General features: G+C 40.2%; 25 protein-coding genes and 1 tRNA gene. 15 read left to right on the top strand and 11 right to left on the bottom strand.

All coding sequences use genetic code 11. From position 1 onward, the window contains the following. Positions 1–205 precede the first annotated feature (205 nt). The 5 genes from rnr to rpsJ all read left to right on the top strand — a co-directional run bounded on the left by rnr (position 206) and on the right by rpsJ (position 6,090). Positions 206–2,335 (top strand): ribonuclease R, encoded by a 2,130-nt coding sequence (gene rnr / locus RT138_RS16330; RefSeq protein WP_313191526.1) that lies wholly within the window; start codon positions 206–208, stop codon positions 2,333–2,335. Between the two features lie 224 nt (positions 2,336–2,559). Further along, positions 2,560–2,973 (top strand): 30S ribosomal protein S12, encoded by a 414-nt coding sequence (gene rpsL, locus RT138_RS16325; RefSeq protein WP_002993550.1) that lies wholly within the window; start codon positions 2,560–2,562, stop codon positions 2,971–2,973. A 15-nt stretch (positions 2,974–2,988) separates the two neighbouring features. Continuing rightward, entirely contained in the window at positions 2,989–3,456 is a 468-nt protein-coding gene (gene rpsG, locus RT138_RS16320) for a 30S ribosomal protein S7 (protein WP_093095001.1), read from the top strand. Positions 3,457–3,582: 126 nt separating this feature from the next. Next, positions 3,583–5,706: an elongation factor G gene (gene fusA / locus RT138_RS16315; protein ID WP_185217259.1), complete on the top strand. Its 2,124-nt coding sequence runs from the start codon at positions 3,583–3,585 to the stop codon at positions 5,704–5,706. A 78-nt stretch (positions 5,707–5,784) separates the two neighbouring features. Further along, positions 5,785–6,090, top strand: coding sequence for a 30S ribosomal protein S10 (gene rpsJ / locus RT138_RS16310; protein WP_013667229.1), 306 nt, complete (start codon positions 5,785–5,787; stop codon positions 6,088–6,090). A gap of 200 nt (positions 6,091–6,290) precedes the next feature. On the opposite strand, the gene RT138_RS16305 is transcribed toward rpsJ, so the two are convergent. Both RT138_RS16305 and RT138_RS16300 read right to left on the bottom strand, forming a co-directional pair. Continuing rightward, entirely contained in the window at positions 6,291–6,926 is a 636-nt protein-coding gene (locus RT138_RS16305) for a porin family protein (protein ID WP_313191525.1), read from the bottom strand. A gap of 241 nt (positions 6,927–7,167) precedes the next feature. Next, positions 7,168–7,806 carry a porin family protein gene (locus tag RT138_RS16300; RefSeq protein ID WP_313191524.1) on the bottom strand — a complete coding sequence of 213 codons (639 nt, stop codon included), beginning with the start codon at positions 7,804–7,806 and terminating at the stop codon, positions 7,168–7,170. 303 nt (positions 7,807–8,109) lie between these two features. Here RT138_RS16300 and RT138_RS16295 point away from each other — a divergent pair. Together RT138_RS16295 and RT138_RS16290 are read left to right on the top strand one after the other, a co-directional pair. Beyond that, a tRNA-Cys gene (locus RT138_RS16295) sits at positions 8,110–8,180 on the top strand. Between the two features lie 31 nt (positions 8,181–8,211). Further along, the gene (locus RT138_RS16290; protein WP_185213581.1) at positions 8,212–8,391 is read left to right on the top strand and encodes a spore protein; all 180 of its coding nucleotides are present in this window, start codon (positions 8,212–8,214) and stop codon (positions 8,389–8,391) included. A 37-nt stretch (positions 8,392–8,428) separates the two neighbouring features. Here the strand turns inward: RT138_RS16290 and RT138_RS16285 are convergent, their stop codons facing one another. Beyond that, the gene (locus RT138_RS16285) at positions 8,429–9,175 is read right to left on the bottom strand and encodes a copper homeostasis protein CutC (protein ID WP_313191523.1); all 747 of its coding nucleotides are present in this window, start codon (positions 9,173–9,175) and stop codon (positions 8,429–8,431) included. A 132-nt stretch (positions 9,176–9,307) separates the two neighbouring features. Here RT138_RS16285 and RT138_RS16280 point away from each other — a divergent pair, with 132 nt between their 5' ends. After that, complete coding sequence (locus tag RT138_RS16280) at positions 9,308–9,715, top strand: hypothetical protein (RefSeq protein WP_313191522.1); 408 nt, start codon at positions 9,308–9,310, stop codon at positions 9,713–9,715. A gap of 12 nt (positions 9,716–9,727) precedes the next feature. On the opposite strand, the gene RT138_RS16275 is transcribed toward RT138_RS16280, so the two are convergent. After that, complete coding sequence (locus tag RT138_RS16275) at positions 9,728–10,231, bottom strand: ankyrin repeat domain-containing protein (RefSeq protein WP_313191521.1); 504 nt, start codon at positions 10,229–10,231, stop codon at positions 9,728–9,730. Positions 10,232–10,801: 570 nt separating this feature from the next. On the opposite strand from RT138_RS16275, the gene RT138_RS16270 reads away from it, so the two are divergent. Beyond that, positions 10,802–11,026, top strand: coding sequence for a hypothetical protein (locus RT138_RS16270; protein ID WP_313191520.1), 225 nt, complete (start codon positions 10,802–10,804; stop codon positions 11,024–11,026). Between the two features lie 358 nt (positions 11,027–11,384). Here the strand turns inward: RT138_RS16270 and RT138_RS16265 are convergent, their stop codons facing one another. Beyond that, a complete protein-coding gene (locus RT138_RS16265) occupies positions 11,385–12,476 on the bottom strand; it encodes a Gfo/Idh/MocA family oxidoreductase (protein WP_313191519.1) in 1,092 nt (363 codons plus the stop codon). A 195-nt stretch (positions 12,477–12,671) separates the two neighbouring features. Here RT138_RS16265 and RT138_RS16260 point away from each other — a divergent pair, with 195 nt between their 5' ends. Continuing rightward, a complete protein-coding gene (locus tag RT138_RS16260) occupies positions 12,672–14,048 on the top strand; it encodes a tryptophanase (protein ID WP_313191518.1) in 1,377 nt (458 codons plus the stop codon). A gap of 73 nt (positions 14,049–14,121) precedes the next feature. Here RT138_RS16260 and RT138_RS16255 read toward each other — a convergent pair whose 3' ends face one another. From RT138_RS16255 to RT138_RS16235, 5 genes are all read right to left on the bottom strand, one after another. Continuing rightward, complete coding sequence (locus RT138_RS16255) at positions 14,122–14,745, bottom strand: hypothetical protein (protein ID WP_313191517.1); 624 nt, start codon at positions 14,743–14,745, stop codon at positions 14,122–14,124. A 140-nt stretch (positions 14,746–14,885) separates the two neighbouring features. Beyond that, the gene (locus RT138_RS16250; protein ID WP_313191516.1) at positions 14,886–16,412 is read right to left on the bottom strand and encodes a glycosyltransferase family 39 protein; all 1,527 of its coding nucleotides are present in this window, start codon (positions 16,410–16,412) and stop codon (positions 14,886–14,888) included. 144 nt (positions 16,413–16,556) lie between these two features. Beyond that, on the bottom strand, positions 16,557–16,994 hold the full coding sequence (locus RT138_RS16245) for a hypothetical protein (protein WP_313191515.1): 438 nt from the start codon (positions 16,992–16,994) through the stop codon (positions 16,557–16,559). Positions 16,995–17,095: 101 nt separating this feature from the next. Next, the gene (locus RT138_RS16240; RefSeq protein ID WP_313191514.1) at positions 17,096–18,496 is read right to left on the bottom strand and encodes an RtcB family protein; all 1,401 of its coding nucleotides are present in this window, start codon (positions 18,494–18,496) and stop codon (positions 17,096–17,098) included. A gap of 5 nt (positions 18,497–18,501) precedes the next feature. Continuing rightward, positions 18,502–19,206, bottom strand: a complete 705-nt coding sequence (locus RT138_RS16235) for a hypothetical protein (protein ID WP_313191513.1) — start codon at positions 19,204–19,206, stop codon at positions 18,502–18,504. Positions 19,207–19,690: 484 nt separating this feature from the next. Here RT138_RS16235 and RT138_RS16230 point away from each other — a divergent pair, with 484 nt between their 5' ends. From RT138_RS16230 to RT138_RS16210, 5 genes are read left to right on the top strand one after another with little or no spacing between them, the layout of a single operon-like run. Further along, positions 19,691–21,001: a TolC family protein gene (locus RT138_RS16230; RefSeq protein WP_313191512.1), complete on the top strand. Its 1,311-nt coding sequence runs from the start codon at positions 19,691–19,693 to the stop codon at positions 20,999–21,001. Positions 21,002–21,009: 8 nt separating this feature from the next. Then, positions 21,010–22,095 (top strand): efflux RND transporter periplasmic adaptor subunit, encoded by a 1,086-nt coding sequence (locus RT138_RS16225; protein WP_313191511.1) that lies wholly within the window; start codon positions 21,010–21,012, stop codon positions 22,093–22,095. A 44-nt stretch (positions 22,096–22,139) separates the two neighbouring features. Then, the gene (locus RT138_RS16220; RefSeq protein ID WP_313191510.1) at positions 22,140–25,340 is read left to right on the top strand and encodes an efflux RND transporter permease subunit; all 3,201 of its coding nucleotides are present in this window, start codon (positions 22,140–22,142) and stop codon (positions 25,338–25,340) included. A gap of 18 nt (positions 25,341–25,358) precedes the next feature. After that, positions 25,359–25,664 (top strand): hypothetical protein, encoded by a 306-nt coding sequence (locus RT138_RS16215; RefSeq protein WP_313191509.1) that lies wholly within the window; start codon positions 25,359–25,361, stop codon positions 25,662–25,664. A 17-nt stretch (positions 25,665–25,681) separates the two neighbouring features. Then, entirely contained in the window at positions 25,682–25,900 is a 219-nt protein-coding gene (locus RT138_RS16210) for a DUF2892 domain-containing protein (RefSeq protein WP_313191508.1), read from the top strand. A 97-nt stretch (positions 25,901–25,997) separates the two neighbouring features. Here RT138_RS16210 and RT138_RS16205 read toward each other — a convergent pair whose 3' ends face one another. After that, entirely contained in the window at positions 25,998–26,357 is a 360-nt protein-coding gene (locus RT138_RS16205) for a hypothetical protein (RefSeq protein WP_313191507.1), read from the bottom strand. Positions 26,358–26,720 lie beyond the last annotated feature (363 nt).

The following is a 26,720-nucleotide window of genomic DNA, read 5'->3' as shown; positions in this document are numbered from 1 at the left end:
ACATATTTAATTAATTTACAAATGAGATCAAAAATCAAATAGCCAATTTCAACGCTATGAACCAATAACCGACAGTTTTCAGTATATTAGATTCGGGTTTCAGAGGAGTACAAAAAATACTGACTGGCAAACCATTTAGTTCCACCCTCTCCCCTCTCCTTCCCTTAAAGATTTTCAAAGGAAGGAACAGACAAAACGACAGACTATGAAATCAAAAAAAGAGAATCCTTACAAAGAAGTTTTAACCCAACTGATCGTAGACATTTTTGAAAAATCCGGAAACACCTCACTTAACTATAAGCAAGTAGCTGCCAAACTTAACATCACCGACAGCGACTCGAAAGCCACCATTTCAGACATCCTTTCGGATGGTTCAAGACTAGGTCTTTTCCACCAACCTGAGAGAGGAAAATTCCAACTTAAACAACTGCATGTTTATGTCACTGGAAAGGTGGATATGACTGCCGACGGATCTGCCTATATCGTACCTGATGATGACAGTGAAAGCGACATCTATGTAGCCCCTAGAAAACTGAGACAAGCACTGCACAATGACATCGTGAAAGTCCATGTCTACGAAAGGAAGAAAGGAAGAAAACGAGAAGGTGAAGTGGTGGAAATCTTGCAGCGTGCAAAGACAGACTTTACCGGTACCATAGACATTTCAAAATCCTATGCCTTCTTTCAACCGGACGACCGGAAAATGCTGCACGATATTTTCATCCCGTTGGACAACCTGAACGGAGCGAAAAATGGAGAGAAAGTTTTGGTGTCTATTTTGGAGTGGCCAAAGAATGCAAAGAATCCCATCGGTATTGTAAAAAGCGTCCTTGGTAAAAAAGGCGAGAACAACACCGAGATGAACGCGATCTTAGCGGACTTTGGATTCCCACTCGAATTCCCTAAGGCAGTAGAAGACGCAGCGAATTCAATTTCGGACTCCATCTCTGCTGAGGAAATTTCAAAGCGTCACGACTTCAGGTCGACGACCACCTTTACGATCGACCCTGCGGACGCAAAAGATTTTGACGATGCGATTTCATTTAAGAAACTGGAGAACGGAAACTACGAGGTCGGCATACACATTGCTGACGTTTCGCACTACGTGACTCCGGACTCCACTTTGGATAAGGAAGCATTTGAACGCGGAACCTCGGTTTACCTGGTTGACCGCGTAATCCCCATGCTACCCGAGAGACTTTCTAACAACCTCTGTTCCTTGCGCCCTAATGAGGACAAGCTATGTTTCTCAGCCGTATTTGAAATGGACGAAAAAGCAAATGTGATCGATCAATGGTTTGGAAGAACGGTCATTCATTCAGACAGAAGATTCAGCTATGAGGAAGCGCAGGAAATCATCGAAGGAAAAGAAGATGAATTATCCGAAGCAATCTTAAAGCTGAACGAACTTGCCTTTATCCTGCGCGACCGTAAATTTAAGGCTGGAGCGATCAGCTTTGAGTCCGAAGAGGTAAAATTCAATCTTGATGAAAACGGAGAACCTCTTGGGGTTTACACCAAAGTTAGAAAAGAAGCCCATAAGTTAATCGAGGACTTCATGCTATTGGCCAACCGTAAGGTTGCTGAATTCATCGGAAGAATGGGCAAAGGAAAAAACAAGCTTCCTTTCGTCTACAGATTCCACGATGTACCCAATCCGGAGACCTTGACCAGCTTTTCTTTGTTTGCCTCTAGGTTTGGACATCGCCTGAGCATCAAGACCGACAAAGAGACCGCAAAGTCCTTAAACGCGCTGTTGACAAAAATCGAAGGTTCCAAAGAACAGAACCTTTTGACCTCATTGGCGATCCGATCGATGGCAAAGGCAATCTATACGACCAAGAAGACTTCTCACTACGGGCTGGCTTTTGATTATTACACCCACTTTACCTCCCCTATCCGTCGATATCCAGACGTGATGGTGCACAGACTGCTTCAATTCTATCTGGACGGCGGTAAAAACGTGAATGCAGAGCATTATGAAAAAATGTCTGAACATTCCTCGCAAATGGAAAAGAAAGCTGCAGAGGCAGAGAGAGCTTCCATCAAGTACAAACAAGCGGAGTTCTTACAGGATCAGATCGGCATAGAATACACCGGAATCGTCTCTGGCGTGACCGAATGGGGTATGTATGTAGAGATCGAAGAGAACAAATGCGAAGGGATGGTCCGTTTGAGAGATATCACTGACGATTTTTACACCTTGGACGAAAAGAATTTCGCCATCATTGGCCAGCGAAAGAAAAAAGTCTACCAATTGGGGGATGAGGTTCAGATCAAGGTCAAGAAAGTGGATCTTGAAAAAAGACAGATTGACTTCACGCTATTAAGCTAGATCTTAGGAATATCCTATCAGAATAAAATACCTGCCCTTTAGTTTTCTAGAGGGCATTTTTATTTGGATTAGACGAGGTTACGGAGATTTAACAATAAAATTTTGACAAATAGGCATTTATTTCAAAAAACTTAGCACACAACTCTTTACAGTTTAGATTATTCTTTATATCTTTGCGGACTTAAAAACATTTTTTAACAAAAACAAAAAAGAAAAACAGGTAAATGCCTACTATTCAACAACTAGTTAGAAAAGGTAGAGTAGCTCTGGTAGACAAGAGTAAGTCACCAGCGTTGGACTCATGTCCACAGCGAAGAGGTGTGTGTACACGTGTATATACTACTACCCCTAAAAAACCAAACTCAGCAATGCGTAAAGTAGCTCGTGTTCGTTTAACAAACGGTAAAGAGGTGAATGCTTACATCCCAGGAGAAGGCCACAACTTACAAGAGCACTCGATCGTATTAATTCGTGGCGGTCGTGTTAAAGACTTACCAGGAGTTCGTTACCACATCATTCGTGGTGCATTAGATACTTCAGGTGTTGCCGGTCGTAACCAACGTCGTTCTAAATACGGAACAAAACGTCCTAAACCAGGACAAGCAGCTGCTGCACCAGCAAAAGGTAAGAAAAAATAAACGGAGGAAAAGAAAATGAGAAAAGCAAAACCAAAAAAGAGAATCATTTTACCTGATCCAAAGTTTAACGATGTTCAGGTAACTCGTTTCGTAAACAACATGATGGTAGACGGTAAGAAATCTATCGCCTATTCAATTTTTTACGATGCAGTTGAATTAGTAGAGCAAAAGACTCAAGAGAATGGTCTTGAGACTTGGAAAAAAGCTCTTAACAATGTAATGCCAGCCGTAGAGGTTAAATCTCGTCGTGTTGGTGGTGCAAACTTCCAAGTACCTATGGAAGTTCGTCCTGAGCGCAAGATCGCTTTAGGTATGAAATGGTTAATTTCTTATGCTCGCAAACGTGGTGAAAAAACTATGTTTGAGAAATTAGCAGGAGAAATCATTTCAGCTTCTAAAGGTGAAGGTGCTGCTGTTAAGAAGAAAGAAGATACGCACAAGATGGCGGAAGCTAACAAAGCGTTCTCACACTTCAGATTCTAATTTTGAACAAAAAGAATCAAATATGTTTACACCGACTTTAGATAATGGATTTTTCAATTATCAAAGTCGGTGTATTTATTTCAAAGGAAATAACAATCAGCCAATAGGCAAACTGCAATAAAAAACATGGCAAAAGATTTAAAATTAGTAAGAAATATTGGTATCGCTGCACACATCGATGCCGGTAAAACTACAACTACAGAGCGTATTTTATTCTACTCAGGTGTTAACCACAAGTTAGGAGAAACTCACGAAGGTTCTGCTACTACTGACTGGATGGCACAAGAGCAAGAGCGTGGTATCACCATTACCTCTGCTGCTGTAACAGTATTCTGGAACTACCGTAACAAAAAATACCAAGTAAACGTAATTGATACACCGGGACACGTTGACTTTACTGTAGAAGTAAACCGTTCTTTACGTGTATTAGACGGATTAGTATTCTTGTTCTCTGCTGTTGATGGTGTTGAGCCGCAATCAGAGACTAACTGGCGTTTAGCTGACGGATACAAAGTTCCTCGTATTGGTTTCGTCAATAAAATGGACCGTTCTGGTGCTGACTTCTTAAAAGTAGTTAAGCAAGTTAAAGATATGTTAGGTTCTGAAGCTGTAGCGCTTCAATTGCCTATCGGTGCGGAAGACAACTTCACTGGTGTTGTTGACTTGATCAACAACCGTGGTATCGTTTGGAATGAAGCTGATAAAGGTATGACCTTTACTGAAGTTCCAATCCCTGACGATATGCTTGAGGAGGTTGCTGAATACCGTGAAAAATTATTAGAAGCTGTTGCTGGATACGATGAGTCATTGATGGAGAAATTCTTCGATGATCCAGATTCATTAACAGAACGTGAAATCTTAGACGCTTTACGTAAAGCAGTATTGGATAACGCTATCGTTCCTATGGTTTGTGGTTCATCTTTCAAAAACAAAGGTGTTCAAACAATGCTTGACTTCGTTATGGAGTTATTGCCTTCTCCATTGGATCAAGAAGCTGTTAAAGGTACTGACCCACGTACTGGCGAAGAGATCTCTCGTAAACCTTCTGAAGCTGAACCATTCGCTGCATTAGGTTTCAAAATCGCTACTGACCCATTCGTAGGTCGTTTGTGTTTCACTCGTGTATATTCAGGATTCTTAGATGCTGGTTCTTATGTATTGAACACTCGTTCAGGAAACAAAGAACGTATCTCTCGTATCTTCCAGATGCACGCGAACAAACAAAACCCGATCGAAAGAATCGGAGCTGGTGATATCGGTGCTGTTGTTGGTTTCAAAGACATCAAAACTGGTGACACCCTTTGTGATGAGAAAAACCCAATCGTTCTTGAGTCTATGGTATTCCCTGAGCCAGTTATTGGTTTGGCGATCGAGCCTAAAACTCAAGCTGACGTTGATAAATTAGGTATCGGACTTAACAAATTAGCGGAAGAGGATCCAACCTTCGTAGTTAAAACTGATGAAGATACTGGTCAAACAGTTATTTCAGGTATGGGTGAGCTTCACTTAGATATCTTGATCGACCGTTTGAGACGTGAGTTCAAAGTAGAGGTTAACCAAGGTGCTCCTCAAGTAGCTTACAAAGAGTCTATCAACGGAACAACTGAACACCGTGAAGTTTACAAAAAACAATCAGGTGGTCGTGGTAAATTCGCGGATATCAAAGTGGTTATCTCTCCTGCAGATGAGGATTGGGATGTAGTTAAAAACCCTCTTCAATTCGTTAATGAGATCGTTGGTGGTTCTATTCCTAAGGAATATATCCCTTCAGTTCAAAAAGGATTTGAAGTTTCCATGAAAAATGGTGTTTTAGCTGGTTACCAATTGTCAGGTATGAAAGTTCGTTTGATTGATGGTTCATTCCACGCAGTCGATTCAGACTCTTTATCTTTCGAATTAGCAGCGAAGATGGCATACCGTCAAGCTCTTCCTAAATGTTCTCCAGTATTGATGGAGCCTATCATGAAAGTGGAAGTATTGACTCCAGAAGAAAACATGGGTGATGTAATGGGTGACTTGAACCGTCGTCGTGGTCAAATGCAAGGTTTGGATTCACGTAATGGCGCACAAGTAATCAAAGCATTAGTACCTCTTTCTGAAATGTTCGGATATGTAACTCAGTTACGTACCATCACTTCAGGACGTGCTACTTCTACCATGGAATTCGATCACTATTCTGATGCACCTCGTAACGTTCAAGATGACGTAATCGCGAAGTCTAAAGGAAAAGTTAAAGGTATCGAAGACTAATTCATACGAATAAAAACAAACCGATCCCTGGTTGCAAATAGCTCTAACCAGGGGTCATCTTAAAAACAAATTCATATAATGAGCCAAAGAATCAGAATCAAATTGAAATCATACGATTACAACTTGGTTGACAAGTCAGCTGAGAAAATCGTAAAAACAGTAAAACCTACAGGTGCAGTTGTTAGTGGTCCTATTCCATTGCCTACTGAGAAAAAAATCTATACCGTTTTACGTTCTCCACACGTTAACAAAAAAGCACGTGAGCAATTCCAATTATGTTCTTACAAGAGATTGTTGGACATCTACTCATCTAACTCAAAAACAGTTGATGCGTTGATGAAATTAGAATTACCTTCAGGTGTTGAAGTTGAAATCAAAGTGTGATAGATTTCTTTTGAAAAAAACAAGAAAGCCCATTGAAAAATGGGCTTTTGTTTTATTTAAGATTTGAGATATGAGAAATTTGAAAGACTTTTTAGACTCCGATCTGAATTATAGCATATAACCAACCCTTTGCTCTTAAGCTGTACTTAGTCCTCCTCAATATCTCAAATCTTAAATCTCACTTCTCAATACTCCCCTCGCTAAAACTGAAATCCTACACCAAAGTTCAACGTTCTGCTTGAGAAATCCTTGGATTTACTTGCTGCATTCAGGTTGCTTATACCTAAACCATAGCCAGTTTGGATCAAGAATCCGTTGGAAAGCTTATACCCTACTGCAAAATTGACCCCAGCGTCCCAACGATTCATCATTTTATTACTTCCGCTGAACTCTACATCCCGAGAACTGGATTTATTTGAATTAGACGTTGAATTTTTCAATTTCCCACTGAGGTTATAGCCTAAATAAGGACCTGCCGAAAGGAAAACATCGCCAGTCCCAACAGGAATGTAATAAACTGCATTGACTGGGATTTCAATGGACATCACATTGAGACTAGAGGTATGGAGGTCCGTTGCAGTTTGATCCCAATTGGGAATGGCGTCTACAAATTTAGTCCCTTTGCTTTGTAGGGAAATCCCGGGTTGGATAGAAAATATACCTGATAAAGGTATATCTGCGAAACCTGTCACAAAATAGGAAGGATTAAATTTTTGGGAATCATAGCTCGTGATTTTCCCAAGGTTCATTCCGGCCTTTAGGCCATAGGAAGTTTGAGCATTTGCTGCACAGATGGACAATCCAGCGATGCCAAGTAAGGATAAAAATGTTTTCATACTTAATATTTTTAGTTTATGAACCAAAACTAAACAGCATCGACCAAGTTAATTGTTAGCATTTAGTTAATTAACATTATTTCACAATTACATTATTTTCTTTAGATAAAAATGAAAACCAAAAAAATAGGCCTTCATTTTAAATTAAATATCAACCCAAATGATACAACAAAAAAAGGCAGCCCAACAGGACTGCCCAATAATTTATTCACTAAGGCTGTTAAGCCTTTTTCAATTTCGACTAGAATTGGAAACCTAATCCAAATGATAATGTACGAGTCGAGAATTTATCTCCATCCGAATTTGGGTTAAGATTAGTTAATCCTAAACCATATCCAGCGTTAACCAATAAACCGTTGTTGAATTTGTAACCAGCCATAAAATTAGCACCAGCATCAATTAGGTTCATGTTTTTGTCGTCACCAGAGAATTTCAGATCACGTTCTCCTTCAGCACCAAAATCACCTAAGTTACCTTTGTTTTTAGCTTTTCCAGAAACATTGAATCCTACATAAGGACCAGCACCCAAGAATACATTACCTGAACCTGCAGGAATATAGTAAACTGCATTTACCGGAATCTCAACTGACATTAAATTCGTAGTTGAAGAACCATCCAATCCATCACCATCAAATTTGTATTTATTTCCTTTTCCTTGTAGGGAAACTCCTGGTTGAATGGAGAATTGAGGAGCTACAGGTAGGTCAGCAAAACCAGTTACGTAGAATGAAACATTATTAGATTGGTAGTCTTTCGCTAAATCAGATTGATTAGAGAATTTACCTAGGTTCACACCAGCTTTTAAACCATAACTAGTTTGAGCTTGAGCTCCAGCTGCTAATAAAAGTGCAGCACCAAATGAAAGTAATAATTTTTTCATAGTCTTATTATTTTATCTTTTTGTTATGCTCCCTCCAACACATGTTATCGAGAGACACCCAAGTCTTGCAAAGTTTAGACCAAACTCTATTTTAGCAATTTTATTTCATGCAAATAATTAATAATCAAACCATTAATTTTCAAGTTTTCATGAATTATCCTTTTCCTCCAAAGCTGATTTATCAGCATTAAATTCAAAATCAAGCCTTTAAGGGGGCTAAAAGCAATTAGAAAAACAAAAAGCGAAAAAGGTTTTTTTATTTTAAAATTTAATCCTATTTTTGCATGCCTGTAAAGGTAAAAGGGTCGGATGGCCGAGTGGCTAGGCTGAGGTCTGCAAAACCTCCTACAGCGGTTCGAATCCGCTTCCGACCTCGTTAATAACAATTAAAAATATTTGATCACAATGGGAGTTACACGTTTAAAAAGAAAAGATAGAAGAAATAAAACTGTTGCACGCGTTGAAGTACAGTTTTTAAAACTTGGCCGTAATATTGAACCAGGTTCAAAAAGCAAAATGCCGAAAAACAGCCAAATCACTAAGAACAATGATATCTTAGATAAACTTTCAGCAGACGCTAAATAAGTTTAGAAAACATTATATTAAAAAGCCTGTAGACATTCTACAGGCTTTTTATTTGCTCTACGATCTGCTCGACCTTCTCTTTCGAACTATAGATTTCATCCTCGTCCATCCCTGTTACCGAGTCCGATCTATACTCCATCTTTGATCTTACCACGACCTTTGCAGAAGAATGTATACTACTCGCCTTTGTGTATTCCAATATTGCCTTCACATTGCCTACATCAACACCCGATCCCGGCATAATCTCTATCCGGCCGGCAGCCTGTTCTATCAACTCTTTTAAAAGTTCCCGTCCTTGCCATGCTGTATTTTGCAGACCAGAAGTCAATATTCGGTCACAGCCCAAGGCAATGATATCTTCCAATGCTTGTTTAGGATCCTTGCAACGGTCGAAAGCCCTATGGAACACGACGCACATGGGTTTCGCCTCTTCTACTAAAACCTTCATCCTTTCCATGTCTACAGAACCATCTGCCCTTAATATCCCGATAACGACGCCATCACAACCGACCTCCTTACAGTAACGGATGTCCTCAACAATTTCCTGAAACTCTTCCTCGGTATAGAGAAAATCACCTGACCGCGGCCTGATCAATACATGGACTCCAATTTGTAGAGATTCCCTAGTCAATTTGATCTGCCCATATGAAGGCGTCGTACCGCCATTTTCCAGATTTTGGCACAGCTCTACCCTACTTGCTCCACCTGCCTGAGCTTGCTTTGCCGAGTATATCGAATTGGAGCATATCTCCAATTGAATTCCATTTATCCTAGCTTCATTCATATTTTCAAATATATCCTTTTTGCTGCTGTAATTAACTCTTGATTTTTTAATTCACAATAAATCAATAAATTATTAAAACAAAATCGGGGTGTTACTTGTTGAAAATTTTGCGAGCATCCAAATTCCATCATTATGCCACTTATTTCAAAACAACGAGAGGTACAGATTCATTTATCATCCATGTATGAAAATCTGCAAACCAGTGTCGAAAAAATGAAAAAGGAACTCAAGACGCACCGGTCAGAATATGAGGACGCCTGTCACATGCACATCAAGTCGGGATTTCAATTGGAAAAACTTTGGTTGAGGGCAGACCAGAACTATCAAAACAAGTTCCGTGAGTTCGAAACCCATTGTTTTTTACTTGATATCCTTACCGACTACCGCGATGAAGAAGGCAATTTTATCCATCTCGAAGAATTTATCCTAACCCTAGAAACCCTTCTGCAACAATTCGTCCGTCAGGAGGCTTACGAGACCTGTGCCGTGATCAAGAAATGGCATGATCACGTAAAGGGCAATCTTTTTATTAATCGGTAACGCTTTAAATCCTTAATTAGCCGGGCTGACCTCATTAAAAATCTTATGAAGGAGTTCCCAATTCCGATTTTCTTCATTGAGAAGATCGCGAGCCGAAATTCCATAATGATTCCTAAGGTCTGGGTTAGCCTGGTATTGAAATAAAATGTAAATAATTTTGATATCAACGTTGTCCATCATAGCGCGCCAAAGTGCGGTATTTCCATAATGATCCTGAAGATCTACGGCTACCCCATTTTGCAAGATGAAGGAAACTAGTTTGGATTGGTTCCTTTCAACTGCGATATGCAATGCACTTAAACCCTTTTTATCCTGATGGTTGACATCGGCATGTCTGCTAATGGCCCATTTAGCCAATTCCATTTCACCGTACAAAATGGCATTCATCAACAAGGTCCGATTGAATCGATCCGGCTTGTTGATATCCAGGTTGCTATAATAGTCCTTCACTGATTCTATCTCACTTTTCTTAATAGCCTCAAGTATACTATCTATCCTCTTTATCTTTAAACTCAAAGCCAAACTCCTTTCTTTTATGCTTTGAAAAATAGACCCAATCCATAGATCGGATCAGATTTAAGCCTAAGCCGTCTATAAATAAGTTAAGAAATATTTGATGAACATCAAAATAACACATGGTTAATAAGAATTATATGGGCGTAAAGTTCCTGTACCTTCGGTACAGAATGATAGAACCTACCGGAAGAGAACCGTACAAGTCTTCACTGATCGTTCAGAATCACAATTCGCTAAAGCAGGTTTCAGAGTGAAACGAAGAATCTATTTATTAATTTTTTTAAGGTCGTTGTCACCGAAAGTACAGCGAACGAACTGTTTTCTTTCTCCAAGAAGATTTATTGAAAACTATTTCAAATGATGGATGTATAGTTCCGAGACCCTTCCGGAAGGCGTCAGGGTGACACGAAAAGGTTATAGAACAGACAGACCCCACCCCAACCACATAAATACCTGATTTCAGGGATGTTCCGAAAAATGAAACATCCCTACATTTGATTAATATTTAATCACACGGGTTAATATGCCTTACAAGGTTCAAATTTCATTCTTAAACAAAATCAAAATAGCATGAAAAATATCGGTTCAATTTTATTTATTTATGGCATATTGGCCATCATTATGAATTTCTTCAATGCAGTACCTCGCATCCTGCTTTGGATCTACAATTGGGGAGAAGGAACAGCATGGTTAATTAAAATAGCGTTCGTACTTGTCGGAGCTGCAATATGGTGGTTTGCCGGTAAGGACGAAGTCAAGGATGAGACACCAACAGACCAGCCAACTCAGCCATAGCGAAGTAAAAAAGGATTTCTATAAAGGTGGTTGGAAGAATTACGACCACCTTTACTGTCCATTTACCTGACAGGAAATTCTTAGAGATTTATCTTACATTTTCATATTAACCTTATTCGTGATTCACTTTAGCACATTTTGATTCTGAACGATTAATAAAGAATCTGTGCGGTTCTCCTCCAACAGGTCTTGTCATTCTGTACCGAAGGTACAGGAACTGTACGCCAATGCAATCTTCATTGAATAACAATGATAATTATACATTATTCGGAGATATTTCGTTCCTCAACACGGAAGGGAAAGTTGAAAGAACTGTTCACAAATGCAATTGAAAATAATAACATCAGTATCTTCCCCTTTATTTACCCCCTAACATAATGGTCCTTTTCTCCTTTGCGGACCTCATGGCTGCATCCAAGATCTCAACAGCGGTAACATTGACCTGTAAACCATATTGGTCCAATGGGTCCAAAACAATCGAACCGTTCACTACTGCCGCAAGCAAGGAGAAAGGGTCATGGAATGGAGCTGGTCGAGCTTCTAATTTTTCTATCTCCTCTGGCTGGTTTTCTTTTAGGCGAGTTTTTAAGGTTTTCGCATCAGATGCTATAGCATAGCCTTTATTTCCGTAAACCTCCATGTCTTTCCGCGAATAGGTCCAATTCCAAGAACCTTGGATGACACATTGGGCTTCGGGATATTGCAGAATGATGGTTGCTTCATCGTCTACCTCTTTATAAATATCAGGCTTATTCTGTTGCACTACTGCGGTCACCGATATGGGTCGTTCGCCATTCATCAACCAAGTCATCAGATTGGCTCCATAGCATCCAAAATCGACTAGGGCTCCTGCCCCATTTTTCGCAGGGTCAGTCAATATCTCGAAAAATTCCTTGCTTACTCCTATCTCTTTAGGTCCCTGATGACCGTCATTGACCATGACTTTCCTGATCTCTCCTAATTTCCCTTCAGTCAAAAGACCTTTAATCCTTTGGTTACTTTCATACCAAGAAGTTTCAAAATTGGTCAGGACATGGATATTGTTATTCTTTGCCAAGGTTTCAATTTCTTTGGCATCGGCCAGGTTGGTCGCTAAAGGCTTCTCTACCATAACATGGACTTTTTTGGGAGCACATGCCCTTACCACCGAGATATGCTCTGAGATCGCTCCAAAAGCCGAAACCGCATCAGGTTTGACCTTGTCCAACATCTCGTTTAAATTCGTAAAGAACAAGGATCTATCCAATTGATAACGTTTGATATATCGCTCTACCAATTCCGGATTGGTTTCATAGATCCCAACAACCTGCATATCCTGCTTTTCCTTTCGATTGAATACCCAATCCACATGTCCATGGCTCAAGCCAGCTACCGCTAATTTTAATGGCTTTTGCGCAAATAATGGTGCGGAACAAACAATAATGAAAATGCTGAGCAAGAATGATTTCATGTTTAATAAAGTTTAGGTGATGGTTTATGTGACAAATATTTTCTATCTAATTTATAGAAAATCAACAACAATAATCCCTACCCATTTCATATTTATCCTTTGATAACAAAATTGTTCCATTACATGGAAGCAGCAATATAAAATATCCTAGATTAATTTTTTAACTTTAACAACAGTGAACCAAATATAAATTTTATGGAACTACCATGGGCAGAGCCCTATAAAGTAAAGATGGTTGAAGAAATCTTTATGTCTAGCCGAGAACAACGTGAAAAGTGGATTGAGGAGGAAGGAAACAATCTTTTTAACCTGGCAAGCGACCGTGTTTTTATTGATTTATTGACAGATTCCGGAACGGGAGCTATGTCCGATAAACAATGGGCAGAAATTATGATGGGCGATGAAAGCTACGCCGGGTCTCAATCCTATCTGAAGCTCCGCGAAGTCGTACGCCATACCCTGGGCTTTCCTTATTTCTTGCCAACGCACCAAGGAAGAGCTGCCGAGAATGTACTTTTCAGCATCCTCGTGAAAGAAAACAATGTGGTACCTGGAAACTCTCATTTTGACACGACCAAAGGACATATCGAATTCCGCAAGGCCCATGCAATAGACTGTACCATTGATGAAGCATTTGACATCAATAACCTACATCCATTCAAAGGCAACATCGATCTCATAAAACTTGAAGAGGTCTATAAGGCGCATCCTAAAGAAAACATTCCGTTCTGCATGATTACAGTTACCTGTAACTCTTCTGGAGGTCAACCGGTATCCATGCAAAATATCAAGGATGTCAAGGCCCTATCCGAGCAATATGGAATCCCGGTATTCTTTGATGCTGCTCGATTTGCCGAAAATGCATATTTCATCAAAGAGCGCGAAGCTGAGTACAAAGACAGAACTATCAAGGAAATCGTGAAAGAAATGTTCTCCTATGGGGATGGATTTACGATGTCTGCCAAAAAAGATGGTTTGGTGAATATAGGAGGGCTTCTGGGAATGCGAAACGAACAGCTTTACCGTGCCTGTGGCAATATGGGTATTATCTACGAAGGATTTATCACTTACGGAGGTCTTGCAGGAAGAGACTTGGCAGCATTGGCACAAGGGCTGTTGGAATCCACGGAGCTTCCCTATTTAAAAGCCAGGATCGATCAAGTGGAATACCTAGGCAATAAACTTATTGAATACGGAATCCCAATCCAGAAACCCATTGGAGGACATGCTGTGTTTGTGGATGCCTTAAACTTCCTGACCCATGTACCGCGCGAGGAATATCCTGCCCAAACCTTAGCGATCGAGCTCTATAAGGAATCCGGTGTTCGCGGCGTTGAAATTGGGACCTTACTTGCAGATCGGGACCCTGAAACAAGAAAGGATCGTTTTCCAAAGTTAGAATTACTTCGATTGGCAATACCAAGAAGGACTTATAGCTATAAACATCTGGATTATGTAGCAGCTGCCCTAAAAAACATTTTTGATAGAAGAGAAGAGATCAAATCAGGTCTAGAAATCGTGTGGGAGTCAGAAATCTTGAGACATTTCACCATCTTGCTGAAAAAGAAATAAAAAGCATAAAAAAGGGTGAACATTAAGGATAAATCCCATGTTCACTCTTTTTTGAATATAAACCAAGCTTTCCTTATGTATAGAAATTGATTAGAATAGAAAGACCAATACAAATGATTGTTGGAATAAGAATGGATCTTGACCTGTACTCGAGGTCTTTCGGAATAAAGTTCTTATTGAACAAGGAGATGATAGCCAAACCAAAGGCAGAAACAAAAACCCCAACAATAAAACCTAAAATATCAATCGACAAAGAGACTTTCGTCATGAGTAAGCCAACAAAATAAGTAGAAATAGAAAATGCAATAATACCAATCGCAAATAACAATAGGGCTAAACCATACTTTTTCAGGATAATATAATTTATCATGGCCAGAATAAAGCCATATAAAACACCAAATATTATACTGATGACGAAGATGAAAAAATTAGTGTACAGTGCGACAGCATTTTGATCATCTGTCAACTGCTTATCCATTGCCTTTCTTCTTGTTAGATCTTCTTGGTATTCGGTTTGGATTTGCTCTTCGATTAAACTTTCTACCTTGATTTTCTCCTCCTCTGAAAACACACGCCCTCTTTCAACCAAGATTTCATAGGCCATCTTTTTCGCATCAGGCACCTTTCTCGAGCCTGGTTGGATAAATCCTTCAAGCTCCTTGTCTGATAGCTTTTCTAATACACTTTTTTTAACCATAAAATTCAATAATCATCAAGCCTGCTTGATATGAAATCATACAATCAGCAAAGATATAACTCAATAGAAATAGAGTTAAATTATTATTACATTGTTAACAAATAGGTAAATATAATCCTACAAAGCATACATCTAAAAGATCAATAAGTAGTTTCCTCTTCGATTTCATTCCTAATACGTTCATTTACATTCAGCTTTGCACCAATAAAGGAAAAGATGCCTGTTCCATATTCCCTCGCATAGGGGTTATCGATTGAAGCAGCTAAATGTGACCGCTCAAAGAAGGCCCCAGTTTCTGCTAACTCTTTCTCAACTTCGGAAGCATTCTTAACACGTATGATGTTTCTATAAGGGATTTCCAAATCAAACCAATTCAGATAGTCGGCATTAAAAGAAACGGCTTGGATGCCTAACTTTGAATAATAATTTATTGCTCCAGCCTGACCATAATTATCGCATAATACTAGGGTATTCTGAGGTTCAGGCATTGTTTTATACAAAGAATCTACCTTGCGAGCTAATTCAGACCAACCTAACATATCGGCAAAATCCTGTGGCAATTGATGCTCTTGTCCATCTTCCCATCGCAACATTCCAAACTCTCGGTAATATTCAGGATGTTTAACTATATATTCAGGGGTTTTATTTGGGAAAGCAATAAAAAGCAAAGGAAGGAATAGCACAAAACACAAAACTAAGATGACTGGCTTTAATTTTTTTGTCCAATCTTTCTTTTCCAATAAATTCGATAAGTATACTGCTCCAAATGCAAAATAAATAGGATAAAGTCCTAATGCATAATAATCCTTGGCCTTTAAGAACAGGAATATGCTGAGGACAAAGAAAAAGGTCCAAAAGAAAACCCTGTATTTTTTAAACGCTGGATATTTTATTAAGGCATAAAGCCCAAGAAAAAACAACAGAAAGGTACCTGGAAAGAACATCAATTGAGAACGGATAAATCCCCATCTGTCCACATGAACGAGTTGGGTTTCGGACAATTCCTTCATATGGCGCAAGACAGGGAAATCATTACTGTATTGCCAAATGATATTGGGAAGGACCAAGAGGAATGCCACAAGGATACCGAAATATAATTTACGGTTCCCAAAGACCTTCCTTTCTGGCACAAGCATAAAGGCTGGGATCAATCCCAACACAAGAAATAGGATATTGTATTTGTTCAAGAAACCAGCAGCAAAGGATAGGCATAGGTAAAAAAGCCATTTGCTTTCATTTCTGTTCAGGTATTTGATCAAGAAATAGAACATCAAAGTCCAACAGAGCACATCCAATGAATTAGGCTGATAAAGGCTATTCAATCGCAGGTAAACGGAGAAGGTGACACAAGTAGCGCCCAATATCAGTGCAAATAGATTTCCTTTCAGTTCTTCGATGGCCTTCCAAACTACAAATACGGTCAATGCTCCAAAAAGTGCAGGAAAGAACCGAACCCAAAAGACTCCATTGCCCAAGAACTTTATGATTAGGGAAATCCAAGAAGTCATCGGCGGTACAGACTGGAAACCCCATGCCAGATGATTGGCTTGATCTAAATGTAAAAACTCATCACGTTGGAGATCATAGATAGGGTGAACCAAAGCATATTGCAGGATAAACTTTAAGATAATAAAGCTGATTAGGATAATAATGTTAGTCTTGGTCATAATTCAAAGACAGAATAGCAATGCAATTTATTACATAGACATGCAAAACAATCTGAATGAGTTTTATTTATCCAAGTTACTAAAATTTAAGATTAATTTGAGGTAGCTTATTGATCTTAAATAAGTTGCAAATAGAATTAATATTTACTCAACAACTTGATAGACTCCCTTTTCAGGACCGAAGCTAACTGTATTCGGCACAAAATAAGGAATGCCCATATAGATCAATTCAGTGCCTTTACCCGAAAGATATTGGTCGTTTTTGGCCAGTAATGCAAAGGCTTTACGTTTTTTATCACGCCAACCAAAAGGGGTATAATAGAGGCTGCCCAGCAATGTATCGGCTTTGATTTCGCCTTCTACCTCCCCAGTTACGAGATAATTACCAGGACCATTAACGGTATACTTCCCAACAAAACGCTTCTGATGTAGCATCAAATCAATCGTGACGGTATCTCTACCTTGATAAGAGATTAGTTTTTTTTCAATTAAACCCTTTTGTTTCGATTCCGAACAGCTTTGAAGGAAACCGACTGAAAAAGCAATGAAGATGGATCCTAAAGATATTAATGTGTTTTTCACTTCTTAAATATAAGTTAATTTTAGGACTAGTTCCTTTAAAAACAAACGAATAAAAATAAAACGGCAATTTCTTGCCGCCTTAATTATTCTCCATTAAAACTTTACTCCTTGTGCATTCTTACAATCTTCGGTATAAACTTTCCCTGGATATCGACTAGTTCCTTTTGTGCCAACATAACCTGTTCAATATCCTTGTAAGCCAAAGGATTCTCTTCCACCGATCCCCCGATCAGTTTAACATTTGCATTGGAGATCAGCTTCTTCATTGCAGAGTTGGTCATGTTGTCCTTCGCTTTTTGGCGACTCATTGCACGTCCGGCACCATGGGAAGCCGAATTTAAGGCATGTTCATTTCCTCTGCCCGCAACTAAATATGCCGCGGCTGTCATACTACCAGGGATAATTCCTAATTCTCCTTGATGGGCAGGGGTTGCACCTTTTCGATGTACTATGATCTCTTTTCCATTCGAAAGACTATCCTTCCAAGCAAAATTATGATGATTCTCCACCAGTGCCATCGCCTTCAACCCTAAGGCAGATAACAGGTTTTTATGGATACGATCATGACAAGCTTTGGCGTAATCACCGGCTAAATTCATGGCTAGCCAATACTCCAGTCCTGCTTCAGTATCTATATCCAACCAAGCTAATTGCTGTGCATGCCGAGGCAACTTACAGGTTTCCATAGCGATATGGGTGTACTGTTTGGCAATAGCGGCTCCTAGCCCTCGGCTACCAGAATGCGTTAGCAAAGCAGTGTAGACCTTGGGCTCCAGGCCGAGACTATTATTTTCCAACAACTCGATTTCACCAAACTCCACAAAATGGTTGCCATTGCCTGAAGTCCCCAATTGTCTGGCGGCCTTTCCTCGCAAAGGCTTGAGAAAAGGAATTTCATTGAATAGAGGATGGTCAAGGATTTCATGATCCTGCCTGATTGCCAAGCCTCCTTCCATACCAAAATGGGTATGGTTTTTCATGGCTTGGATGATCTGGAACTCATTCCTTTTGCTAAATCCTGCTGCAGCATCTAAAATGGAGAGTGCCATTCGGCAACCAATATCCATCCCCACAGCGTATGGAATAATGGCTTGATCTGTTGCCAAAACCCCACCAATAGGTAAACCAAAACCCATGTGGGCATCCGGCATTAATGCAGCCTGTACACTTACCGGCAACATGCAGGCTATCTCCATCTGCTGTTTGGCAGAAGACTCAATCCCCTTACTACCATACACCTTGCAGGAGCTTGGTTCTTCGCTTAGTTCATAAGCTTTAAAACTTACCTCCTTCACTTTTCCGATAACCTTTTCTGCTATTTTACGAGTCCCTTCGTTTTCTAAAAATGCCTCTGGATTATTTTTTATATCCACAAGCAAGTCAAGCAATTCTTGTTTACTGTGATGCTTGAAATTTTTGCTGGCTATGTTAATGACCAAGCTTCTCAGCTGATCATTGTGATAACCTATTTTACTTAAATCTTTTGTTCTTAAATTGCCCATTGGCTCTAAATATCTAATTCCAGGAATCGTTCTTTTGAACTGTACCTGGGAATGTTTTTAATCCTGTTTTTATACTTCGGTTTCTCGTCAAGAAAGCGATTACCTCGATAGCCTTTACCGGAAGTCAAGCGATCGATCCTAGGCCATAGAAAATTCCTGTTGATATGATTATTGACTAATGCCAACTCTCGCTCTACTTCAACATCGAGCTTTCTTGCATGCGTCACAAAATGTGGAGAAACTTTCAACTTATAACGCCACGGTTCAGTAAACACATAGCTGATACTCGTCCGTTTTGCATATACATTGTAGGATTCCACTTCCATGAAATAGGCTTTCTCCTCTTCAGTCAACTTCATTTTATTTTCAAGCCATTCATAAGAAGCGAATTCACGAAGGTATTGTCTTCTATATTCATAACCTGACCGCTTTCTTTTTCGTTTCTTATACTTAAAGTCCTTATCATGATGGTATTCAACAGTGTTGATCTTTTCCAATAATGCTTCGTAGAAATCCTTTTTCGGATTATACCTTAAATCATCTTGCAACACAAAATATCGCTTCCAACCACGTTGATAAGGCTGTTCAAGTTCGACGAAAGGCAAGCTCCATTTGTATTTACTGAGTTTGCTATAACGCCGCCACAATGCAATCAACCTTTTGTCTCGGTCTTTCTTGACAAGTTGCTTTTTGCGTCGTGCAGATTTCATAACGCACGACCAATCCAAATTGCTCATCGCAATGAATTACATGTTTTTGAATTTGATTTTCTGATTCTGTTCGTCCTTGATCAGGATATACCCTTTTGAAAGTGCTCAGAAAACCCAAGGAAATTAAGGCAGCAGCATTGTTGATAAACAATACTCACTATATATTAAAATATAAGGGATTTGACTGCCTTTTTAGGCAATGAGCGAAAGGGATGATATGTTGTTGTGCTCTGTCATGATTTCTTTGGATTTATAGGTGAATAAATCTAAGAATTATGGGCAAAAGTATGTAATTGTTTAAAAGTCTGCAAATTAAAGTTTCAAAAAGACGCTCTATTAATCAAAAACGATCATTTTCTTTAAACTCAGCTACATTTTATCCCTTTAAAAAATAATCATTATTTTTTTTCCTTGTGTAACTACTGTAACCTAGAATCACTTCGCCATATCTGAATTTTGCATTATTAATTAAATACGATCAGGTATGTATAAAAGATTTATAGTACTAATTATTATCCTTTCTTCATGGAGCTCATATTTAATGGCACAGCAGCCACTAAGCCTAGAAGAAGCGATCAGCCAAATGAAGCAGAACAATTCGCAGCTTCGGGTACAACAAAAAGATATTGATTTCTCAAATGCAGAACTGGAAGGAACTAAATCAGGATTTCTCCCGAAGGTTTCTGTGAGCCACACAGCGTTTTTCACCAATGACCCCTTGAATTCATTCGGATTCAAGCTTCAACAAAAATCGGTGACCGCAGCAGACTTCAATCCACATCTGCTGAATAACCCTGATGATATGACTCATTTCAATACCAAACTAGCCGTTCAACAACCACTTTTGAATTTCGATGTCTATTCGGCAAGAAAAGCATTGAAAGAAAAAATTGCTGCCAATCAATACCAAAAGAAATTTGCGGAGGAGATGCTGATTGTGGAAATCGAAAAAGCATATAGCAACCTTCAGTTCTTATATGAAGCTAAGAAGGCTGTAGAAAAAGGACAGATTGCATATGAAGAGGTATTGCGAAATACCAAAAACATGGAGCAACAAGGATATGCCAAGACTTCAGATGTCTATTTGGTGCAGGTAGGGTTATCCGAGGTTCAGAATAAAGGTATTGAAGTCAATAACCATATCTCTAACCTTTCCGATTACCTCAACTGGTTAATGGGCAAGCCTGCCGATGAAATCTACATACCTGACACGCCTCTGGCTAGCATGACCTTAGCAACTGATCAATTGACATTCTCACAAGAAAGAGCAGATGTCAGGGCCATGGTTTCTGGTCTTGCGGCTCAGGGACAGATGATTGATATGAACAGGAAAAAACTTCTGCCTAGGATCAATGCCTTTGGAGAATATAATTTCAACGACAAGAAGATTGTTGGCTTCGGTGCCAATGGCTACCTAGCTGGAATCTCGCTCTCTTGGGATGTATTCAATGGAAATGAAACCCAGAATAAAATCAAACAAAGTCAGATTTCTTACGCAAAGGCTGAATCCGAAATGCTGGTCTATGTTGAAAAACATGAATTGGAATTGCAGAAGGCTAAACGCGATCTAGTAGCCAACCAAGCCAAGATCCGCTTAACGGAGACTGCACAAAAGCAGGCTTCCGAATCCTTAAGGATTTTGGAAAACCGCTACAGCCAAGGTCTGGAAAAAACCTCTGACCTATTGGTTGCCCAAGCAAAGGATTTCGAGAAACAAGTGGAATTGCTGGAAGCGATAAAAGAATATAACCTTTCCATCATACAAATCAAGTTTTTAACCCAACCATCAAATTAACTCATAAAATGAAGACAATATTAACATCTATAAGCTTTTTAGCTCTTTTGGGTTCTCTTTCTTCCTGCTCGAATCAAGCAGAGCCAAAGAAGGTAGAACTTCCTGCCATTGCTGCAACTATTGGACAGACTGCAGGAACAAACCAAGGAAAATATGTAACCGCCAGTGGTAAAATTGAAGCAGAGAACAGCGCCATGATCAGTACCCGTTTAATGGGATTCGTAACTGATATCACCGTTAAAACCGGACAAAAGGTCTCTCAAGGGCAACTATTGGCTCGAATCAGCAGCAATGACCTAAGTGCAAAAAAAGCACAGGCAGAGGCTGGAATTGCCCAAGCGAATGCCGGTTACAACAATGCCAGAAAAGATTACGAACGTTTTGAAGCCCTATTTGCACAAAAAAGTGCAAGCCAAAAGGAACTGGATGATATGAGCACCCGCATGGAAATGGCAAAGGCTGGACTGGAAGCTGCCAAACAGATGCGTAATGAAGTAATGGCTCAATTCTCCTATTCCAATATCACGGCACCCTTCAGTGGTGTCATTACCGGAACCTTCATGAAGAAAGGTGATATGGCGAATCCCGGAATGCCGATAATCAGTATGGAAGGAGCATCCAAACTCCAAGCCGTAGTCATGGTCTCGGAGAGTGAGATCTTAAATATTAAAAATGGCATGCAGGCCGATGTGACCATAAAATCGACTCAAAAAACCATTAAAGGTAGAGTAGCCGAAATGAGTAGTTCTGCTCAGAATACGGGCGGCCAATACATCGTTAAGATCAACTTGGATGAACCGGCAGAGATCCTTTCGGGCATGTTTGTACAAGCGGTATTCCCAATAGAACGCAGTGCTTCGGCAGCTGCTGAAACTACCATGACCGTTATCCCGAAGGAAGCCATCATTGAAGAAGGGCAACTGAAAGGAATCTATGTCCTAAATGACCAGAACATTGCACTATTGAGATGGGTAAGGTTGGGTAAGACCTATGGAAATGATGTTGAGGTCCTATCCGGATTATCCGAGAATGAAAAGTATGTGCTAAAAGCAGATGGTCGCCTATTCAACGGCGTTCAAATCAAGGCTAAATAGACCATCAGAACAGACAGAATTCTTTAAAATTTAAATTCAGAGCAATGCAAAGTGGTATATCAGGTAAAATAGCCTCGATGTTCTTGAACTCCAAACTATCCATCCTGTTGATGGTCGGTTTGATGATCATCGGTGTATATAGTTCTTCGTTGATACCTAGAGAGGAAGAACCTCAAATCAACGTCCCAATGGCCGATATTATGGTCGGTTATCCTGGAGCTAGTCCAGAGGAGGTTGAAAGAAGGGTATTGGAACCCTTGGAGAAAATCATTTCCAATATCAAAGGTGTAGAGCACCTACATAGTACGGCCATGAACGGACAGGCGATGATCATCGTCCAATTTTATGTTGGCGAAGATATTGAACGCTCCTATGTAAAACTCTATGATGAGCTCATTAAAAATCAGCATATATTCCCTCAGGGCGTATATCCTCCTATTGTAAAAACAAGGTCGATAAACGATGTGCCTATGTTGGCACTGACCCTATGGAGCGATCGATATGACGACTTCCAGATCCGTCAGATGGCCGAAGAAGTATCCGCAGAAATCAAAAAGATCAAGGATGTCTCTACCATTAAGGAGATTGGTGGCCGAAGTCGTGAGCTAAAGGTAATCTTGGACAAAGATAAGATGGCTGAAAATGGCGTGGATGCCTTGAGTATCATGCAGATGATCCAAGCCAATAATGGCAGTATGCAGTCTGGTAGCTTTGTTCAGCACGATCAGGAGTTTTTATTAACGACCGGACAATTCTTGGCAACCAAAGAAGACATGGAAAACCTAGTCGTAGGTGTCCACCAACAGATGCCTGTTTATCTCAAACAGGTAGCACAGATCAATGATGCCGCGGGAACTGCCAAAAGCTATGTGTCTTTTGGATACAGCAAGAACAATGAGAACTTCGAGAGCAATCCATCGGAATACCCCGCTGTCACCCTGTCTATTGCAAAGGTGCAAGGAGCAGATGCGATGCAGATCTCAGAACAGATCTTGCAGCGCGTAGAGAAATTACAGGATAACTTGATCCCCAAGAATGTAAAAGTAGAAGTTACCAGAAACTATGGCGAAACTGCTTCACATAAAGTAAATGAGTTGCTGTTCCACCTTGGAGTAGCTATTGTAGCAGTTACGGCATTGGTTATGCTGGCTATGGGCTGGCGTGGTGGATTGGTCGTGTTCCTTTCTGTACCCCTGACCTTTGCTCTGACCCTATTTAGCTATTATATGCTGGGCTACACCTTGAACCGGATTACCCTTTTTGCTCTGGTCTTTGTCGTCGGTATCGTGGTGGATGACAGTATTATCATCGCAGAGAATATGCACAGGCATTTCAAGATGCGGAAACTACCATTCAAAGATGCCGCCATCTATGCGATCAACGAAGTAGGTAATCCGACTATCTTGGCAACCTTCACTGTTATTGCGGCCATACTTCCGATGGCTTTCGTTTCAGGAATGATGGGGCCTTATATGAGCCCTATGCCAATTGGTGCATCCATTGCCATGTTGCTTTCGCTGTTTGTCGCTTTGACGATTACGCCTTACCTAGGCTATCACTTGTTGAATGAAAAAGAGAAGCAACATGAAAAGGAAGAACAGGGACACCAGACCAGTTGGATCTACAAGATCTATAACAAGTTTGAAAAACCATTATTGGACAACTCCAAAAAACGTTGGGTGGTTCTTGGTCTTACAGTAGTTCTCCTGATAGGTTCTGTGGGGATGTTCTTCACTAAATCTGTCGCTGTAAAGATGCTTCCGTTTGACAACAAGAATGAGTTCCAGGTGGTAATCGATATGCCTGAAGGCACGACCTTAGAAAGAACATCGGCTGTTGCCAAGGAGATATCGCAATATTTAACCAGCGTACCTGAGGTTGTAAACTATCAGAATTACATCGGAACTTCGGCTCCTATTACCTTTAATGGTTTGGTTCGCCATTATGACCTGCGCGGAGGAAGTAACATGGCGGATATCCAGGTTAATTTGTTGAACAAAACAGATCGTGATGAGCAGAGCCATGCTATTGCCAAGCGCATTAGACCAGCTATTCAGGCCATTGCTCAAAAGCACCATGCCAATGTGAAGATTGTCGAGGTCCCTCCTGGCCCTCCTGTTCTCTCCACCATTGTTGCGGAGGTTTATGGTCCTGACTATCAAGAGCAGATTAAGGTGGCCTATCAGGTCAAGGAAATCCTGAAAAAGACCAACGATGTAGTCGATGTGGACTGGGGAGTTGAAGATGTGCAGACCGAATATAAATTAGAGGTAGACAAGGAGAAAGCCATGTTGAATGGTATTGCTCCACAACAAGTGGTCGGTAATCTGACTTACCTATTGCGTGAATACCCTATTTCTAATCTATACGATGAAAAGTCGGTGAATCCGGTGGGAATCGTAATGGCCTTAGATGATAAGGACAAAACGAACATAGAGGATATACAGAACCTGAAGATCAAAGGTCAGCAAGGCAATATGGTCCCTGTTCGTGATATCGTACAGGTAAAACAGGATACCCTGAGAAAATCCATCAGTAGAAAGGATCAACAGCGCGTGGTCTATGTTCTTGCGGATATGGCTGGTGATCTGGAAAGTCCTGCTTATGCCATCTTGGGCATGGAGAAAACCTTGAAGGAAATGAAATTACCTATAGGATATGAAATCTCCGACCTGTATATGGGGCAGCCCGAAGAAACCAGCAATTTCACGGTGAAATGGGACGGTGAATGGCAAATTACCTTAGAGGTTTTCCGTGACTTAGGAATTGCCTTCATGGTCGTGATCATCATTATCTATATGTTGATCGTAGGCTGGTTCCAAGATTTCAAAACACCGATCGTCATGATGGTGGCAATCCCATTATCACTGATCGGAATTGTACTCGGCCACTGGCTACTGGGGGCCTTCTTCACCGCTACTTCATTTATTGGGATGATAGCCCTCGCTGGAGTCATGGTAAGGAACTCCGTGCTATTGATCGACTTTATCGAGATCAGGCTGAAGGATGGAATTCCATTGAAACAGGCCATCATTGATGCTGGTGCAGTACGGACCACTCCTATCCTATTGACGACTGGGGCGGTTGTTATCGGTGCATCGGTTATTCTTTTCGACCCTATTTTCCAAGGTCTTGCCATCTCCCTGGTGGGTGGTGCCATCGTATCTACGATCCTGACCTTGTTCGTCGTGCCATTGGTATACTATATCGTGGAACGCAAGAAGTGGGCTAACAATAAGGATTAATTTTTAAGATCTACTATTATGAAACTATTAATCATTACAGCAGCAAATAGCTACCAATACAGCGTCAAGAATTTGCTAGCAGAAAATAAGGTGATCACCTATTCCTATAGCGCCGTAACAGGCTATAGGGATAGTACAAAGGATGCCGTGAAGGATAATTGGTTCGCTTCAGAAATGAACAAGACCGAATCCTTGCTGTTCTTTGCCTTTGTCCAGGATGAACAATCCGAACAGATTTTCGCGGCGGTGGAAGAGTTAAACCGGACGATGGACCTGCATTCGAAAGTGCACATCGCCATTAGTTCTATTGAAAAATCAAATTAACCAGTTAAATATCATATATGACTAGAGAACGCTACATTAAAATGATCGCTGGGGCGATGGTTTTAATATCCAGCTTAGGAGCCTATTTTATCAATATCAATTGGATATGGCTCGCAGTTTTTGTAGGCGCAAACCTATTGCAATTTTCCATTACCAAATGGTGCCTGTTGAACAACATCTTGAAGGCATTGGGGATAAAATCAGAGTTGGAATGCTGCGGAACAGAAAAATGTTAATTACCTATGAGTTTAATAAGGAAGGGCTGCCTGTAATGGGCAGCTCTTATCTTTTTATGCCTATCATTTCCTAAGCACTTACCGACAGCAGAATCCATTACAAAGCACTAGTTTTCTGTAATACTTTTGAGGAATGATTATAGATCCTAACTTTTACTGCAGCTTCCTGATTTGAGGAATTTTTCAAGAATACAATTCCATTATCTCCAACATTAAAAGAGAATTTGCTATTTTTTGTCATTGCAGTATCCAGTGTAGCTATTGACACAATAATTGGATCGCTCGAGATGTTTTGCCCATCTATAGAAAATGATTTGTTATCCTCAGTTGAAATCTCCAAAGAGCTCTTAGCTGGTATGGTTGTATTTATGTATAACGATTTTGGCTCTTTCTTTCCTACATAATTAGTTTGGCAAGAAATGAAAAAAAATAAAATAGCTAGCGACCATAGTTTCATGATTTAAATATAAAGAAAAATCCCTTTACTGTGTCACCTTGACGAAGGAAGGGTCTCGGAACTATACAAATAATGATTGTTTTGGCGTACATGCCCTTAACCGAAGGTTAACCCCACACTGTCACCCTGACACAGGAAGGGTCTCGGAACTATACAAATAAGAGTGTATTAGCGCACATGCCCTTAACCGAACGTTAACCCCACACTGTCACCCTGACACAGGAAGGGTCTCGGAACTATACAAATAAGAGTGTATTAGCGCACATGCCCTTAACCGAACGTTAACCCCACACTGTCACCCTGACACAGGAAGGGTCTCGGAACTATACAAATAAGAGTGTATTAGCGCACATGCCCTTAACC

Origin of the sequence: Sphingobacterium sp. (genome assembly GCF_032065005.1) — a bacterium.
Lineage (GTDB): Bacteria > Bacteroidota > Bacteroidia > Sphingobacteriales > Sphingobacteriaceae > Sphingobacterium.
This window is presented reverse-complemented; position numbering and strand designations above follow the sequence as displayed.

What these genes read in the sequence shown, in the direction of transcription:
- RT138_RS16255 (WP_313191517.1), bottom strand. Translation starts at nt 14,745, where the DNA reads ATGGTTAAAAAAAGTGTATTAGAAAAGCTATCAGACAAGGAGCTTGAA.
- RT138_RS16300 (WP_313191524.1), bottom strand. Translation starts at nt 7,806, where the DNA reads ATGAAAAAATTATTACTTTCATTTGGTGCTGCACTTTTATTAGCAGCT.
- rpsJ (WP_013667229.1), top strand. Translation starts at nt 5,785, where the DNA reads ATGAGCCAAAGAATCAGAATCAAATTGAAATCATACGATTACAACTTG.
- RT138_RS16230 (WP_313191512.1), top strand. Translation starts at nt 19,691, where the DNA reads ATGTATAAAAGATTTATAGTACTAATTATTATCCTTTCTTCATGGAGC.
- RT138_RS16225 (WP_313191511.1), top strand. Translation starts at nt 21,010, where the DNA reads ATGAAGACAATATTAACATCTATAAGCTTTTTAGCTCTTTTGGGTTCT.
- RT138_RS16210 (WP_313191508.1), top strand. Translation starts at nt 25,682, where the DNA reads ATGACTAGAGAACGCTACATTAAAATGATCGCTGGGGCGATGGTTTTA.
- rpsG (WP_093095001.1), top strand. Translation starts at nt 2,989, where the DNA reads ATGAGAAAAGCAAAACCAAAAAAGAGAATCATTTTACCTGATCCAAAG.
- RT138_RS16220 (WP_313191510.1), top strand. Translation starts at nt 22,140, where the DNA reads ATGCAAAGTGGTATATCAGGTAAAATAGCCTCGATGTTCTTGAACTCC.
- rpsL (WP_002993550.1), top strand. Translation starts at nt 2,560, where the DNA reads ATGCCTACTATTCAACAACTAGTTAGAAAAGGTAGAGTAGCTCTGGTA.
- RT138_RS16305 (WP_313191525.1), bottom strand. Translation starts at nt 6,926, where the DNA reads ATGAAAACATTTTTATCCTTACTTGGCATCGCTGGATTGTCCATCTGT.
- RT138_RS16265 (WP_313191519.1), bottom strand. Translation starts at nt 12,476, where the DNA reads ATGAAATCATTCTTGCTCAGCATTTTCATTATTGTTTGTTCCGCACCA.
- RT138_RS16235 (WP_313191513.1), bottom strand. Translation starts at nt 19,206, where the DNA reads ATGAAATCTGCACGACGCAAAAAGCAACTTGTCAAGAAAGACCGAGAC.
- RT138_RS16205 (WP_313191507.1), bottom strand. Translation starts at nt 26,357, where the DNA reads ATGAAACTATGGTCGCTAGCTATTTTATTTTTTTTCATTTCTTGCCAA.
- RT138_RS16290 (WP_185213581.1), top strand. Translation starts at nt 8,212, where the DNA reads ATGGGAGTTACACGTTTAAAAAGAAAAGATAGAAGAAATAAAACTGTT.
- RT138_RS16250 (WP_313191516.1), bottom strand. Translation starts at nt 16,412, where the DNA reads ATGACCAAGACTAACATTATTATCCTAATCAGCTTTATTATCTTAAAG.
- RT138_RS16285 (WP_313191523.1), bottom strand. Translation starts at nt 9,175, where the DNA reads ATGAATGAAGCTAGGATAAATGGAATTCAATTGGAGATATGCTCCAAT.
- RT138_RS16260 (WP_313191518.1), top strand. Translation starts at nt 12,672, where the DNA reads ATGGAACTACCATGGGCAGAGCCCTATAAAGTAAAGATGGTTGAAGAA.
- RT138_RS16280 (WP_313191522.1), top strand. Translation starts at nt 9,308, where the DNA reads ATGCCACTTATTTCAAAACAACGAGAGGTACAGATTCATTTATCATCC.
- RT138_RS16240 (WP_313191514.1), bottom strand. Translation starts at nt 18,496, where the DNA reads ATGGGCAATTTAAGAACAAAAGATTTAAGTAAAATAGGTTATCACAAT.
- fusA (WP_185217259.1), top strand. Translation starts at nt 3,583, where the DNA reads ATGGCAAAAGATTTAAAATTAGTAAGAAATATTGGTATCGCTGCACAC.
- rnr (WP_313191526.1), top strand. Translation starts at nt 206, where the DNA reads ATGAAATCAAAAAAAGAGAATCCTTACAAAGAAGTTTTAACCCAACTG.
- RT138_RS16270 (WP_313191520.1), top strand. Translation starts at nt 10,802, where the DNA reads ATGAAAAATATCGGTTCAATTTTATTTATTTATGGCATATTGGCCATC.
- RT138_RS16215 (WP_313191509.1), top strand. Translation starts at nt 25,359, where the DNA reads ATGAAACTATTAATCATTACAGCAGCAAATAGCTACCAATACAGCGTC.